Below are 13,958 nucleotides of genomic sequence, written 5' to 3'. Positions count from 1 at the left end.
CTTATGCATGAATTGAAGGACATCCAGCTACAACCGGCATCCGATTATCGCGCAACGCTCGGCGAAGGGCCGTGTTGGCTGGAAGACAAACAAGCTTTGATGTGGGTGGATATCGAAGGAAAACAGCTGCGTTTTTATTATCCGGGCGACGGGCGCGAAGAGGTCTACGAGCTGCCGGAACGCGCGGGAGCCGCAGTCGGCTTTTCCGATCGCAAGGTTGTGCTGGCGCTGGAGAGCGGCTTTGCCTACTATGATCTGGATACGCGCGAAACGACGCCGATCCATGATCCCGAAAATCGGGAAGACAATCGCTTCAACGACGGAAAATGCGACGCTGCCGGGCGTTTCTGGGCGGGCACGATGAGCTTGGTCGGCAAGGATAAGCAGGGCGGATTCTATTGTTTGGACAGGGATTTGTCCGTCCGGCATATTTTCGGCGATGTCTCGACGTCCAATGGATTGGGCTGGAGCCCGGATGGCACGGTCATGTACTATATCGATACAGGCACAAGAAAAGTACAAGCCTTCGAATTCGATGTGGACGCGGGAACGCTCGGAGCGGAGCGCACGGTCGTCTCGTTTGAACATGAAGAAGGTTGGCCGGACGGCATGACGGTGGATGCCGACGGCAACCTGTGGATCGCTCATTACGGCGGCAGCCGCGTCAGCAAGTGGGACCCCGTAGCGGGCTTGAAGCTCGAAGAGATCATGCTTCCGGCTCAGAACGTGACAAGCTGCGCTTTCGGCGGAACGGATTACAGGGAGCTTTATATCACGACGGCTGCCGACGGAGTCTCGGACGAAGATCGGGCCAAGCTGCCGCTGACCGGCGCTTTGTTCGTGTGCCGCCCGGGAGCGCAGGGTCAACCGATGCATGTGTTCAGACCGCAATCGAACCAAGAATGAGCGAAAAAGAAGGCTGTACGGCTCCTGCGGGAGGCTGTGCAGCTTTTTTTGGGTCTTGTTGATAGGCTTTCACAGCCTATTCGTATCGTTTTCCTCGCCGCCTCGTTGTGTTACGATAAGACAAGCCGATACTTAGGCAAAGCATGAGTAGGAGAAGCCTTTAAACATCGAAACGACGAATGTTGAAGACTGCTTCTGAAACGGGAGGATTTAACGAGTGAGAGTTGTAGCGGGAGAAGCCAAAGGAAGACCGCTTAAAGCCGTACCGGGCAATGGAACGCGTCCGACCACGGATAAAGTCAAAGAAGCCATTTTCAGCATGATCGGTCCCTTTTTCGATGGAGGAGTTGCGCTTGATTTGTTCGCGGGAACCGGAGGGTTGGCGATCGAGTCGCTGAGCCGGGGAGCGGAACGAGCGATTTTCGTTGACGCAGACGCAAAAAGCATCGAAGTGGTACGCGCGAACTTGAAAGCAACCGGATTCGAAAAACAGTCCGAGGTCTATCGAAACGACGCGGAGCGTGCGCTAAAAGTGTTGGCCAAACGGGATACCGCGTTCGACCTGGTGTTCCTTGATCCGCCTTACCGGATGAAAAACGGCGATGAACTCCTGCTTCGGATGGAGGAATCCGGTCTGCTTCAGCCGGGGGCAGTGATCGTGTTGGAGTACGAATCGTCGTATGAATATCCGGAAGCCTTCGGTTCGTTCAGCTTGAGACGCAAAGCCGTATATGGAGAAACGGCCGTTTCCATCTATGATTGGGAACCGCAAAATGATGCGGAGGAGCAGGAAGATTCCGCAGAGGAGGATTCGGAAGCCTGATGGAACAAGAGAAGAAAATCGAACGCATCGCGGTCTATCCGGGCAGCTTTGATCCGGTGACGCTCGGGCATATGGACATTATCCACCGGGCAGCCAAACAGTATGACCGACTGATTGTGGCGGTCCTCAACAATTTGAGCAAAAAGCCGTTATTCAGCGTCGAAGAACGGGCGGAGCTGCTGCGTCAGGCGACGGCGGATCTGCCGAATGTCGAAGTGGACGTATTCCGCGATTTGCTCGTCAACTACGTGGATCAGAAAAAGGCGCAGGTCGTGGTACGCGGCGTGCGTTCGGTAACGGACTTCGAATACGAGCTTCAGATTGCGACTACGAACCGGAAGCTGAACGAGAACGTGGAGACCATTTTCATGATGACCAATCCGATCTATTCGTATCTCAGTTCCAGCGTGGTCAAGGAAATCGCCCAATTCGACGGCGATGTGAGCGAATTGGTTACGCCTGAGGTTCGCGCGGCCCTGAAAGCCAAATTGCACGGGGAATGACCGCCTTCACGTAAAGGAGATGAACGACCGTTATGCTGCGTTCCAGACTGCCGCGGATTCGGACTCTGGCTTATTTGCTGTGTCTTGCCTTGCTGGTCTATGTCGTGGTCTACATGCCGACGTCGTATACGATCGAACGACCCGGCAGCGCGGACGATGTCAAGCCTATGGTTCGCGTAGCGGGTGCTGACACGGACGAACTGGGAACGTTCATGATGACGACCGTATCCGTGACCTATGCGAACCTGGCTTTGCTCGGAATGTCGTTATTCGACGACAATGCGGATATCGGCGAACGCAACAAAGATCAGGACGACGACGAATACCGCATTACGCAACAATATTATATGAATTCTTCCCAATCTTCGGCGATTGCGGCAGCGTACCGGGAAGCGGGCGTTGCTTTCGACGTGGAGACGGAATACGTGTTTATCACCACTGTGCCCGATCAAGACCCGCAGCAGAAAGAATTCGTGGCGGGGGATAAGATTACGGAAGTCGACGGTCAAGCCGTCGCTACGCTGGAGGATCTGCGCAAGCTGCTGGAAGGCCGTTCCGCCGGCGATGCCGTCGACGTATCGCTGGAACGCGGCGGTAAGACGGTTGAACAGCGCGTGAAGCTTGTGGATATTCCGAACGGCGACGGGACGACCCGTTCGGGGTTCGGCGTGTCGACGGGGGAAGTGCTGCGCATCGACCCGGATAATCCGGCCGACGAAGTGGAGTTCACGCAGACCCGGGTAGGCGGGCCGTCGGCGGGCTTGATGTTTACGTTGGAGATTTACAATCAGCTGACGCCGGGAGATTTGACGCGGGGCTACCGGATCGCGGGTACGGGCACGATCAAATCAGACGGCACCGTGGGAGAGATCGGCGGCGTCCAGCATAAGATCGTAGCGGCAGAGCGAAAAGGCGCAGAGGTCTTTTTCGTGCCGGAAGGCAATTATGACGCGGCGAAAAAGAAACTGGACGAGACCGGCGGCCAGATGCGGCTCGTCCCTGTGAAAACGTTGGAAGACGCGTTGAATGATATTCAAACGCTGCCGGATAAACGTTAGAAGTTGAATATGAAGAATAAAGGCGGGCATGCGTTTATTGTCCGCATTATTGGTCAGGGTACCCGTACTTCGGTCGAATCCAATTTGGATTTGCATTCGAAGCAAGCCGACGATTCGCAGCCTCAAACGCTGCTCCGCGAATCGTTTTGTTTAGTAGCTTGACCGCATTCAATTTAAGGTTTTCGGGGGGGCGTAACCTAACATCTTAAGCGGTCAAGCTACCGGGTTTCTAAGGCGTGTACGCAAAATCTGCTGCCATCGAGGTTTGAAGACACACCCTACGCTAAAGGATCGCATGTCCGTTAGAACGCTCATTTTCGCAACTTTCGATTCGTAACGGATCGTGCGGACGCTTAGATCTGCAAAGCGGACGAATCTGCACAAAAATCGGCTTTCTTTACCGCTAAGCGTTGTCTCGATCCTTTAAAAATCCCAATCCCCCTATTCGGGTCGCTAAGCGTCATTTCGATCCGTTATAGGTGATCGCCTCTTGATCAAGCTTGCCCGATCGGGTCTGACGCATGCAGGTTGAGTGGGGGCTGGCGCATGGACCGGGTTAAAAACGACGGTCTGATCCGGCGCGGAGCGCACAGTCGATCATTTCAAGTCGCCTTTTGGCGGCTCGTCGCTGTCCGAATCGCCCAAAATGATCGGCGGCGCGTAATAATCGGCATACATCTCTTTGATCTGCGGAGAAGGAAAAGCCGAAGCATGAACGGCAGAAGCCCGAATATCGAGCTGAAGCTGCGGATGATCGAAATCCGCGGCCCGCACGACGATCGGAAGCTTGGCCGTTTTTTTCATGGTTTTGAGCAGGGCGCGGCCTTTCGGCGAGAAGCCGAGCACGCGGATGTACTGCGGGCCCTGGGCGAGGCTGTCGCGGCCGAACAAGGGACCGCCGTGGTTCAGCAGCGCGTGCGCCAGCAGCCGCTGAAGACGGGTGCGCGTGTAGCGCTTGGTCTTGATCGCGGCGAGCAGCGCCTCCACGCCCGGCACGGGCAGGCGCGGCAGCGCGGCGGCGATGCGGTGTTCCAGGCCCTCGGACACTTCGGGGACGAGGGCGAGCTCTTCCGGCGCGCGCGTGATGAGCGCAGCCAGCAGAGGCTGCGCCAGCGCCTCCCAGCCGGCCGTCAGGATGCGGCCGGCCTCCGCTTCGCGGCGCAGCACGCGCAGCGATCCCGCAGGGAGGTACGGGGCGGCTTCGTCCAGGCCGCCGGTTCCGCGCGCGAGCGCTGCGCGCACGGCGGTAGCGCTGGCGATCTGCCCGCCGGCGGGCAAGCCGGCATCGTGATAGCCGGCCTGCTCGCGCCGCACGGCGAGCGGCGCCATGGTGCTGGCAAGGCGGCGCAGCGCCAGCACGTAATGCAATCCGAGCGTATCGTTCGGATTGCCCAGCAGGGAGGCGGCTTGCGATCCGCCGCCTCCCTGCTCCGAGGCCGCCTTCGCGTAGGCGGCCGGAAAGCTCAGGCCCTCGGCCAGGGCCTGCTTCAGCGCCGCTTGCATGACGGGCGACTCGCCGCCCTGCATGCGCGCAGCAAGCTCTTCGAGCGGCGCGACTTCGCCGCTCTCGCTGCCGAAGCAGATGCTGTCCGCGACGCCCGTGGCGTCCAGCAGCGATACGGCGCCGAAAGCGAACCACTCCGCGGGCTGAAGCGCGTAAAGAACCGGCAACTCGATCACCAGGTCGACGCCTGCCGCCAAAGCCATCTCCGTGCGGGCGCGCTTGGAGAGCAGCGCCGGTTCGCCGCGCTGGGTAAAAGGACCGCTCATCACGGCGATCGAAGCTTCTGCGCCTGCCGTTTGAAGCGATCGCTGCAAATGCAGCCGGTGTCCGTTATGGAACGGATTGTATTCTACGATCAATCCGACCGTTTTCATAGAAAGATCAACTCTTTTCTCTTAACAAGATGGAATTTATGTGGTAGAATAAACCTTCGTCCGGGACTTCCCGGAATATTTTTTTACGCTGCGAACGAAAGTGCTAAACATTGTGGTTTCGGGTGACACAGTTTGTCCGTTGATGCGAGCTAAGTGGAAAGCCGCAATCAGCATGCGCTTCTCCTAGCTTACACGCGCAAAAGCTTCGGCGAAAGGGTGAAATGACTCTTCAAGCCGCGCCGCGCGCCGAAAAGGGCGTAAATGAAAAATACTTGACTGACTGTTGACAAAACAGAAGTTAAGTCGATATAATAACTTTGTTTGTTTGGAGTGATGAATATGCGTCTGCACTTGCGCAGAACGATTCAAAACGGCGAACCGGTTCAGTTGAGCGGCAATGTGCCGATTGAACGAACGATCGAAGGTCGTACGGACGTGATTTCCGCTTCTCCTGTTTTGGTCGAACTGACGGCTTCGCCGTCGCTCGACGGAACGGTAGGCGTGAGCGGAACGCTTACGGGACATTTGGATATGGTTTGCTCACGTTGTCTGGAGACTGCTCGTATCGAATTGGATATTCCGTTCGAAGAACGATTCAAGCAGCGTGAAGAAGACGAAGCGGACCTTGAAGACGACGAGGACATGATCCTCGCGGACGACGACGTGATCGAGCTGTCGCCTTATCTGGAAGAATACTTGACGCTGGGCATGCCTAGCGCGCCGCTGTGCAAAGAGGACTGCAAAGGACTCTGCCAGACGTGCGGAAGTAATCTGAACGAGACGGCCTGCGGCTGCGACAATACGGTAATCGACCCCCGGCTTGCCGGGCTCAAAGATTTCTTTAAGTAAGCTCGTAAGTGATCGGGCAGCAGCACCCGGCCTTCGGGCCGGTTGACTTGAATAAGGAGGTGTTAAACATGGCAGTACCTCAACGGAGAACGTCCAAAACGCGCCGCGACAAACGTCGTACGCATTTCAAGCTGGCGGTGCCGGGCATGGTGAAGTGCGAACAATGCGGAGAGCTCAAACTGGCTCACCACGTATGCAAAGTTTGCGGAACTTACAAGTCCAGAGAAGTTATTTCCCAATAATTCTCGAACGATGATCGCTTGCCGATCTTGAGAAAGCCTCGCCATTCGGCGGGGCTTTTTTTATTGCTTTTTACCTCGGAAAAAGAGGGGACGAACGCTTCGGCTTTCGTTCCCTCTTTCCTTTTTCGGCGGAATGATTTATACTAGCGGTTAGTACCAGGTTCTAAAAGTCTTTGCGGCGGACCTACATAAGAAGCGCACAAGATTGCGCGGCCTTCGCGAAGCTCTGATTCAAAGGGGAAGCGGCCCGGTAACGGGCGCATATAATCGGACTAAATACCTTGTCAACTTTTAATCCAAACATAACCTTACTTCTAACGTTGACAAGGTATAAGTAGCTCGACCACTCTCAATCATAGGTTTACGTTCGGATGAAACTGTGATTCCGTTGAAGACTTCGTACAAGCTTTAGGTACGAAATCTCGGACGGGCGTAACCTTGCATTTAATTTGGTCAAGCTACTCATATTATCATTAGGCGCTTTGCGGATCTGGGACGCCCCGGGCGTCCGGCAAAGGAGGAGACCGGCATCGAACGTTTACCAAAGCGTCAGCGTCAACAGAGACTTGTCGAGTTGATCGACGAGAATCCGTTCGTGACTGACCGGGAACTGACACGCCGCCTTAAAGTCAGCATCCAAACGATTCGCCTCGACCGGATGGAGCTTGGGATTCCCGAGCTTCGCGAGCGAATGAAGCTGATGGCGGAACGGTCTTACGATCAAGTACGGTCGCTGGCTGCGGAAGAAGTCATCGGCGACATCATTGATCTTCAGCTTGATCGAAGCGGGATTTCGATCTTTGAAATTCGCGACGAGCATGTATTCAGCCGCACGCAGATTGCGCGCGGACACCATATTTTTGCCCAGGCCAACTCGCTTGCCGTTGCGGTGATTAACGACGAGATCGCACTGACGGCATCTGCGGACTTGCGCTTCGTAAGGCCGATTCATCTCGGCGAGAAGTGCATAGCCAAAGCCTATGTTCGAAGCAGTCCGGGCAAGGCGGGAAGAGCCAAGGTCGAAGTGCTGTCTTATGTCGGCGAAGAAATGGTGTTTCAGGGGAACTTCATCATCTACCGGTCCGACGACAAGAACCGGTAATACGGTCAAAAGGAGGACGCGGAAATGATTATTGCAATAGACGCGATGGGCGGCGACCATGCACCGGATAGCGCGGCTGCCGGTGCATTGCAAGCGGCGGCCGAGTGGAGCGATATCACGATCAAGCTGGTCGGCGATGAAGCGAAGCTTGCGCCGCTGATCGGCGAGGGCAAGCCCAATCTGCAAATCGTTCATGCGGGAGAAGTCATCTCCGGCGACGATGAACCGGTTCGGGCCGTTCGCCGCAAAAAAGATGCTTCGATGGTCGTGGCGGGACGCATGGTCAAGGAAGGCGAAGCCGACGCCATGATCTCGGCAGGCAACACCGGCGCCCTGATGACAACGGGACTTCTCGTCGTCGGACGAATGAACGGCGTGGAGCGCCCGGCGCTGGCACCGATGATCCCGACGCTTGACGAAAGCGGGCAAGGTACATTGGCACTTGATCTTGGAGCCAACATGGATGCCAAGCCGGAACATTTGGCGCAATATGCGCTGATGGGGAGCCTATACCGCGAAAAAGTACACGGCATCACCAATCCTCGTGTAGGCTTGCTCAACGTGGGAACGGAACCGGGAAAAGGCAATGAGCTGACGAAAGCCGCATTCCCGCTTATTTCCGAACTGCCTGTCAACTTTGTGGGCAACGTTGAAGCTCGTGACATTTTGGATGGGGTTTGCGACGTGCTTGTGTGTGACGGTTTTGCGGGAAATATCCTGCTCAAAGCACTCGAAGGCACGGCAGGAGCCGTATTCAAATTATTGAAACAGGAGTTAACTTCTTCATTCAAAGCCAAGATCGGCGCGGCGCTTGTCATGCCTCAGCTTCGCGGCCTCAGATCGAAGATGGATTATAAAGAGCATGGCGGCGCGCCCTTGCTCGGCCTGAACGGGTTGGTCATCAAGGCGCATGGGTCTTCTGACGCCGAAGCCATCAAAAACGCTGTGCGTCAAGCCAAGATCGCATTGGAAAGCCAACTGGTTTCAAGTATTTCCAGCAGTATGCAAATCATGGTGCGCGAGCAAAAACAGACAGATGAACAAGACGCGGCATACGAACAAGAAAACGAGCAAATCAGCGGGAAGCGAGTGACGGATTAATGAAGAACTTACGGCCGGTCGGCGTGATCGGAGCGGGCAAGTACGTGCCGGAGCGGATTTTGGATAATGCAGAGCTTGAAAAAATGGTCGAAACGAACGACGAATGGATCGTCAGCCGTACCGGAATTCGCGAGCGCCATATCGCGGCGCCGGAACAGGCGACATCGGACTTGGCTTACGAAGCTTCGATCAAAGCGCTGGCTTCGGCGGGCATCAAGCCTGAAGAGCTGGACTTGATCATTGTAGCTACGATCACGCCGGATACTTCGTTCCCTTCGACAGCCTGCATTTTACAAGATAAGTTAGGCGCTAAAAAAGCGGCGGCGTTCGATCTGAGCGCGGCATGCTCGGGCTTTGTATACAGCCTGGCCGCGGCAACCGGATTCATCCAAAACGGCATGTACAATAACGCGCTGGTCATCGGCGCGGATACGTTGTCTCGTATTACCGACTATACGGACCGCAACACTTGCGTCCTTTTCGGCGACGGAGCCGGTGCAGTCGTGCTGGGCGAAGTTCCTCAAGGTCGCGGTTTCCAATCGTTCGATCTGGGCGCGGAAGGCGCAGGGGGCGATCAGCTCAAACTGCCTGCCGGAGGTTCGCGCCTGCCTGCTTCCGCGGAGACGGTCGATGCCAAGCAGCACTTTATTTACATGAACGGCCGCGACGTATTCAAGTTTGCCGTGCGCGTGATGGGCACGGCAACGGAAGAAGTGCTTCGCAAAGCGGAAATGACCAAAGACGATATCGATCTGTTCATTCCGCACCAAGCCAACATTCGCATTATTCAATCGGCGATGCAGCGTCTGAACCTGTCCGAAGATCGGGTCATGATCAACGTCGATAAATATGCGAATACGTCGGCGGCTTCCATTCCGCTGGCGCTGGTCGAGGCTTACGAACAAGGACGCATCAAAGAAGGCGACCGCGTGGTGATGGTCGGTTTCGGCGGCGGACTGACTTGGGGCGGAGCGGCATTGATCTGGTAATGGGGTAAAAGAACTTGATCGGCATGCGGCAATTCGGGATTCCCGGAGAACCGTATGCGACTCCAACAGAAACGAGGAATATTCACGATGGGCAAAATAGCATTTGTTTTCCCCGGACAGGGCGCGCAGAGCGTGGGAATGGCCCGCGACGCCTACGATGCGCTTCCGGATGCCAAAACGCTGTTCGATACGGCGGACCGCACACTCGGCTTCGGTTTGACCAAACTGGTCTTCGATGGACCGGTTGACGATCTGAAGCAAACCGCCAACACGCAGCCTGCGTTGTTGACGGCAAGTCTTGCCTTGCTGCAAGCTGTTCAGGCCAAGGGAATCGAAGCCGACTATGCGGCGGGGCACAGCTTGGGCGAATACAGCGCCCTGGCAGCGGCCGGCGTGCTTTCTTTCGAAGATGCGGTAACTATTGTGCGTGCGCGCGGCCTATTCATGGAAGCTGCCGTTCCGGGCGGACAAGGCGCAATGGCGGCCGTTCTCGGCGCGGATCGCGGCAAGCTCGCAGAGCTTTGTGCCGAGATTTCGGCGGCAGGCACGGTTGTTGAACCCGCGAACCTCAACTGCCCGGGGCAGATTGTGGTGTCGGGTTCGGCAGAAGGCGTGGAAGCGCTCAGCGCCCGCGTCAAAGAAATCGGCGCCAAGCGCGCGATCGCTTTGGAAGTCAGCGGTCCTTTCCATTCGTCCTTGATGAAGGAAGCGGCAGAAAAGCTTGGAGAGAAGCTGGCGGATGTGACCTTGGGCGAAGGGCGCATTCCGGTTGTCGCGAATGTTACCGCGCGTCCGGTTAGCGGAGCAGAAGCGGTACGCGAGTCGTTGATCAGCCAGGTTTATTCTCCTGTTCTGTGGGAAGATAGCGTACAATGGTTGATCGGCGAAGGCGTGGATACTTTCGTCGAGATCGGACCGGGCAGCGTATTGGCGGGACTGATCAAGAAAATCGACAAATCCGTACAGGTGTTCAGCGTGAACAGCTTGGAAGCTGCGGATAGCTTGGCCGAAGCGCTGGCTTAAGCGGCGCGACAACGACCAAACGGGAGGTTAGCATTGAATATGGAACAGCCGATCAAAGGACAAAATGCATTGGTTACAGGCGCTTCGCGCGGAATCGGTCGGGCCATTGCGCTCGAACTGGGGCGTCGCGGGGCGAACGTGGCGGTCAATTATGCAGGCAACGAAGCTTCCGCGCTGGAAGTGGTGCGCGAGCTGGAAGCACTCGGCGTAAAAGCCGCGGCGTTCAAAGCGAACGTAGGCAAAAGCGCAGAGGCAGAAGAACTGGTCAAATCGGTAGCCGCCGAGTTCGGAAGCGTGGATATCCTGATTAATAATGCGGGAATCACTCGCGATAATCTGGTGATGCGCATGAAGGAAGAAGAATTCGACGATGTGATCGAGACGAATCTCAAAGGCGTGTTCAACTGCATCAAGGCGGTAACGCGGCCGATGATGAAGCAGCGCTCCGGCAAGATTGTCAATATTTCTTCGGTCGTCGGCGCGATCGGCAATGCCGGTCAAGTCAATTATACGGCGGCAAAAGCGGGCGTAATCGGCATGACCAAGTCCTGCGCTAGAGAGTTCAGCAGCCGCGGCATCACCGTGAACTGCGTGGCGCCGGGCTTTATCGATACCGACATGACGGATGTTTTATCCGAAGAAATCAAGACGGGACTGCTCGCGGGAATTCCGCTGAATCGTCTCGGCCGTCCGGAGGAAGTCGCGACGGCCGTTGCTTTCCTTGTTTCGCCCGACGCTTCGTACATGACAGGACAAGTCCTGCATGTCGACGGCGGCATGTATATGTAAACCCTAGTAACTTGACCAATCTTAATCAGAGGTTTGTGTTCGTTTGAAACGTGCACGCTTTAGGTACGCTTCAGCCGGACGCAACCCTACGTTTAATTTGGTCGAGCTACTGGATGGAAATCGGGTTACAAACGTTTGTTTGCAAACCCGATCCGTAAACAGTGGCATTTTGGCGGAGCTTCTCGTATAATACCATTTGAAGAGGAGGTGAATCGGATGTCTGATGTGATGGAGCGCGTAACTCGCATCGTCGTGGACCGCCTGGGTGCCGACGAAGCGGAAGTTACGCCTACAGCTTCTTTCAAGGAAGATCTCGGAGCGGACTCGCTCGACGTGGTCGAATTGGTAATGGAGCTCGAAGACGAGTTCGACTTGGAGATCTCTGACGAAGACGCAGAGAAAATCACGACCGTAGGTGACGTTGTAAGCTACATACAATCGCATACCTAAGGACGTTTAAGGGTCCCGCACCGTGCTTTTACGAAGCCGGCTCGGGACTTCTCCTACATTATGGAACAATAATAAGACTTCCCTTTAAATGGGAACTCGCAAATATAGAGGTGGCCCATATGGAGCAGCAACATAGAGTAGTCGTTACCGGTATGGGAGTCGTGACTTCCCTCGGCAAGGACGTGGAAACGTTTTGGAACAGTTTGCTCGCAGGCAAATCGGGGATCTCGAAAATCGAGAGCTTCGACGTCAGCGAGTATCCGACGCAGATTGCCGCGGAGATTCACGACTTCAATCCCGAAGACTATGTAGAACGCAAGGAAGCGCGCAAGATGGACCGCTATGTGCAGTTCGCTTACGCAGCCTCTACGCAAGCCCTGCAAGACAGCGGATTGAAGATCGGCGATTCGATCGAAGCGGAACGAATTGGCGTCATCGTCGGTTCGGGTATCGGCGGCCTGGGCACTTGGGAAGACCAGTTCACGATCTTGATGCAAAAGGGACCGAAGCGGGTCAGCCCGTTCTTTATCCCGATGATGATCGCGAACATGGGCTCCGGCGACGTATCGATCAAACTGGGTGCCAAAGGCCCGAACACATCGGTTGTGACCGCTTGCGCCACGGGTACGCACTCGATCGGCGATTCGTTCAAGCTGATCGCGCGCGGCGATGCCGATGCGATGATCTGCGGCGGCGCGGAAGCGACGATTCGTCCGACGGGACTGGCCGGATTCTGCGCAATGCGGGCGATGTCCACGCGCAATGACGATCCGACCCAGGCAAGCCGTCCGTTCGACAAGGATCGCGACGGATTCGTAATGGGCGAAGGCGCCGGCGTATTCGTATTGGAATCGCTGGAACATGCCCAAGCTCGCGGCGCGCATATCTATGCGGAGGTAGTCGGTTACGGCCTTAGCGCGGATGCGCACCATATGACCGATCCCGATCCGGACGGCGCTGCTCGCTGCATGACCATGGCTTTGAAAAGCGCGAGTCTTCAACCGGAAGATCTGGATTACATCAACGCTCACGGCACATCGACTCCGGCGGGCGACAAGTCGGAAACGACTGCGGTCAAAAAAGCGCTCGGCGAACATGCAAGCAAAGTTGCCGTCAGTTCTACCAAATCCATGACCGGGCACTTGCTCGGCGCAGCCGGCGGGGTGGAAGCCGTAATTTGTGCCCTTTCTCTGGAACACCAGATCATGGCACCGACAATCAATATCGACAATCAGGATGAAGCGTGCGACCTCGACTACGTACCTAACGTGGCTCGCAAAGCGAACTTGAACGTAGTGATGTCCAACTCGTTCGGATTCGGCGGACATAACGCTTCCGTCATTCTTAAAAAATTCGAAGCGTAAGGAGCCGGAACGTTGAGCGGAGATCTGAAACAACTGCAGCACAAACTAGGAATCCAGTTTGCGGATAAGCCTCTGCTTAAACAAGCTTTTACGCATGCGTCGTATGTCAACGAACACCGGTTCAGTCAGCATCATGATAATGAGCGGCTCGAATTTTTGGGCGACGCGGTACTAGAGCTGACGGTGTCGGAATTTCTCTACAATCGTTTCCCTGGCCGTCCCGAAGGGGAGTTGACCAAGCTGCGCGCCGCTATCGTGTGTGAGCCTTCGCTGGTCAAGTTCGCGGAGGTGCTGAATTTCGGTGCTTACGTATTGCTTGGCAAAGGCGAGGAGCTGACAGGCGGACGCAGTCGTCCTGCGTTGCTTGCGGACGTATTTGAATCGTTCGTGGGGGCATTGTATCTCGACCAGGGGCTTGAAGCGGTTCGGGGGTTTCTGGACCGTTATGTATTCCCGCAGGTTGCCTGGGACGGCAAACTGCAAATGAGCGACTTTAAGACCGAACTTCAGGAATTGACCCAACACCATAATCTCGGCGTGCTGGAATATCGGATCGTGGAAGAACGCGGTCCGGCGCATGAACGGGAATTCGTGTCCGAAGTCTATATGGGCGAACGCAGCCTGGGCCGCGGAACGGGACGTTCCAAGAAGGAAGCCGAGCAGCAAGCTGCGGCCGCGGCGCTGGAGACGCTTAAACTGTAGAGCATGCCATACAAGTGAAGAGCAAAGAGCGGCCGCAAGCTTTATGTCGGAATCGTCCGAATCAGCCTATGCCGCTTTTTGCTCTTTTGCGTTGTAGAAGCTTGCTTCGCCTAAATCATGGTTTATGCCTGTCTGAAACGCACATGTTTCAAGTGCGATTCAGACAGGCATAAACTTAC

15 protein-coding genes are annotated in these 13,958 nt (G+C 55.8%); 14 read left to right on the top strand and 1 reads right to left on the bottom strand.

Annotated features, from left to right (window positions below; translation table 11 throughout):
• The first annotated feature begins 3 nt into the window (after positions 1-3).
• The 4 genes from SACSAC_RS00730 (at position 4) to SACSAC_RS00715 (ending at position 3,290) form a co-directional block, all read left to right on the top strand.
• Positions 4-906 carry an SMP-30/gluconolactonase/LRE family protein gene (locus tag SACSAC_RS00730; RefSeq protein WP_051506755.1) on the top strand — a complete coding sequence of 301 codons (903 nt, stop codon included), beginning with the start codon at positions 4-6 and terminating at the stop codon, positions 904-906.
• A gap of 217 nt (positions 907-1,123) precedes the next feature.
• Positions 1,124-1,729, top strand: a complete 606-nt coding sequence (rsmD, locus tag SACSAC_RS00725; protein ID WP_037282480.1) for a 16S rRNA (guanine(966)-N(2))-methyltransferase RsmD — start codon at positions 1,124-1,126, stop codon at positions 1,727-1,729.
• A complete protein-coding gene (gene coaD, locus SACSAC_RS00720) occupies positions 1,729-2,232 on the top strand; it encodes a pantetheine-phosphate adenylyltransferase (protein ID WP_037282478.1) in 504 nt (167 codons plus the stop codon). Before rsmD ends, coaD begins: the two co-directional genes overlap by 1 nt.
• Positions 2,233-2,264: 32 nt before the next feature.
• Positions 2,265-3,290: a SepM family pheromone-processing serine protease gene (locus tag SACSAC_RS00715; protein WP_037282476.1), complete on the top strand. Its 1,026-nt coding sequence runs from the start codon at positions 2,265-2,267 to the stop codon at positions 3,288-3,290.
• A 597-nt stretch (positions 3,291-3,887) separates the two neighbouring features.
• On the opposite strand, the gene SACSAC_RS00710 is transcribed toward SACSAC_RS00715, so the two are convergent.
• Positions 3,888-5,168, bottom strand: coding sequence for a nucleotidyltransferase (locus SACSAC_RS00710; protein ID WP_051506754.1), 1,281 nt, complete (start codon positions 5,166-5,168; stop codon positions 3,888-3,890).
• Between the two features lie 339 nt (positions 5,169-5,507).
• Here SACSAC_RS00710 and SACSAC_RS00705 point away from each other — a divergent pair, with 339 nt between their 5' ends.
• From SACSAC_RS00705 to rnc, 10 genes are all read left to right on the top strand, one after another.
• A complete protein-coding gene (locus SACSAC_RS00705) occupies positions 5,508-6,017 on the top strand; it encodes a YceD family protein (RefSeq protein ID WP_037282473.1) in 510 nt (169 codons plus the stop codon).
• Between the two features lie 68 nt (positions 6,018-6,085).
• Positions 6,086-6,259 (top strand): 50S ribosomal protein L32, encoded by a 174-nt coding sequence (rpmF, locus tag SACSAC_RS00700; RefSeq protein ID WP_018975076.1) that lies wholly within the window; start codon positions 6,086-6,088, stop codon positions 6,257-6,259.
• Between the two features lie 529 nt (positions 6,260-6,788).
• Positions 6,789-7,361 (top strand): transcription factor FapR, encoded by a 573-nt coding sequence (gene fapR / locus SACSAC_RS00695; protein ID WP_037282468.1) that lies wholly within the window; start codon positions 6,789-6,791, stop codon positions 7,359-7,361.
• Between the two features lie 24 nt (positions 7,362-7,385).
• Complete coding sequence (plsX, locus tag SACSAC_RS00690; RefSeq protein WP_245608563.1) at positions 7,386-8,462, top strand: phosphate acyltransferase PlsX; 1,077 nt, start codon at positions 7,386-7,388, stop codon at positions 8,460-8,462.
• Positions 8,462-9,451: a beta-ketoacyl-ACP synthase III gene (locus SACSAC_RS00685; protein ID WP_037282465.1), complete on the top strand. Its 990-nt coding sequence runs from the start codon at positions 8,462-8,464 to the stop codon at positions 9,449-9,451. The genes plsX and SACSAC_RS00685 overlap by 1 nt, the downstream gene beginning before the upstream one ends.
• 87 nt (positions 9,452-9,538) lie before the next feature.
• On the top strand, positions 9,539-10,474 hold the full coding sequence (fabD, locus tag SACSAC_RS00680; RefSeq protein ID WP_037282462.1) for an ACP S-malonyltransferase: 936 nt from the start codon (positions 9,539-9,541) through the stop codon (positions 10,472-10,474).
• 39 nt (positions 10,475-10,513) lie between these two features.
• Complete coding sequence (fabG, locus tag SACSAC_RS00675; RefSeq protein WP_037282460.1) at positions 10,514-11,263, top strand: 3-oxoacyl-[acyl-carrier-protein] reductase; 750 nt, start codon at positions 10,514-10,516, stop codon at positions 11,261-11,263.
• A 216-nt stretch (positions 11,264-11,479) separates the two neighbouring features.
• Entirely contained in the window at positions 11,480-11,713 is a 234-nt protein-coding gene (gene acpP / locus SACSAC_RS00670) for an acyl carrier protein (RefSeq protein WP_037282458.1), read from the top strand.
• Positions 11,714-11,832: 119 nt separating this feature from the next.
• On the top strand, positions 11,833-13,077 hold the full coding sequence (gene fabF, locus SACSAC_RS00665; protein WP_037282456.1) for a beta-ketoacyl-ACP synthase II: 1,245 nt from the start codon (positions 11,833-11,835) through the stop codon (positions 13,075-13,077).
• Between the two features lie 12 nt (positions 13,078-13,089).
• Entirely contained in the window at positions 13,090-13,779 is a 690-nt protein-coding gene (rnc, locus tag SACSAC_RS00660; RefSeq protein WP_037282454.1) for a ribonuclease III, read from the top strand.
• Positions 13,780-13,958 lie beyond the last annotated feature (179 nt).

It is taken from the genome of Saccharibacillus sacchari DSM 19268, assembly GCF_000585395.1.
GTDB lineage: Bacteria > Bacillota > Bacilli > Paenibacillales > Paenibacillaceae > Saccharibacillus > Saccharibacillus sacchari.
The sequence above is the reverse complement of the archived record's forward strand: the minus strand, read 5'-3'. Positions and strand labels throughout refer to the sequence as shown.

What these genes read in the sequence shown, in the direction of transcription:
- fabG (WP_037282460.1), top strand. Translation starts at nt 10,514, where the DNA reads ATGGAACAGCCGATCAAAGGACAAAATGCATTGGTTACAGGCGCTTCG.
- SACSAC_RS00710 (WP_051506754.1), bottom strand. Translation starts at nt 5,168, where the DNA reads ATGAAAACGGTCGGATTGATCGTAGAATACAATCCGTTCCATAACGGA.
- coaD (WP_037282478.1), top strand. Translation starts at nt 1,729, where the DNA reads ATGGAACAAGAGAAGAAAATCGAACGCATCGCGGTCTATCCGGGCAGC.
- SACSAC_RS00685 (WP_037282465.1), top strand. Translation starts at nt 8,462, where the DNA reads ATGAAGAACTTACGGCCGGTCGGCGTGATCGGAGCGGGCAAGTACGTG.
- fabF (WP_037282456.1), top strand. Translation starts at nt 11,833, where the DNA reads ATGGAGCAGCAACATAGAGTAGTCGTTACCGGTATGGGAGTCGTGACT.
- plsX (WP_245608563.1), top strand. Translation starts at nt 7,386, where the DNA reads ATGATTATTGCAATAGACGCGATGGGCGGCGACCATGCACCGGATAGC.
- SACSAC_RS00730 (WP_051506755.1), top strand. Translation starts at nt 4, where the DNA reads ATGCATGAATTGAAGGACATCCAGCTACAACCGGCATCCGATTATCGC.
- SACSAC_RS00715 (WP_037282476.1), top strand. Translation starts at nt 2,265, where the DNA reads ATGCTGCGTTCCAGACTGCCGCGGATTCGGACTCTGGCTTATTTGCTG.
- rpmF (WP_018975076.1), top strand. Translation starts at nt 6,086, where the DNA reads ATGGCAGTACCTCAACGGAGAACGTCCAAAACGCGCCGCGACAAACGT.
- fabD (WP_037282462.1), top strand. Translation starts at nt 9,539, where the DNA reads ATGGGCAAAATAGCATTTGTTTTCCCCGGACAGGGCGCGCAGAGCGTG.
- SACSAC_RS00705 (WP_037282473.1), top strand. Translation starts at nt 5,508, where the DNA reads ATGCGTCTGCACTTGCGCAGAACGATTCAAAACGGCGAACCGGTTCAG.
- acpP (WP_037282458.1), top strand. Translation starts at nt 11,480, where the DNA reads ATGTCTGATGTGATGGAGCGCGTAACTCGCATCGTCGTGGACCGCCTG.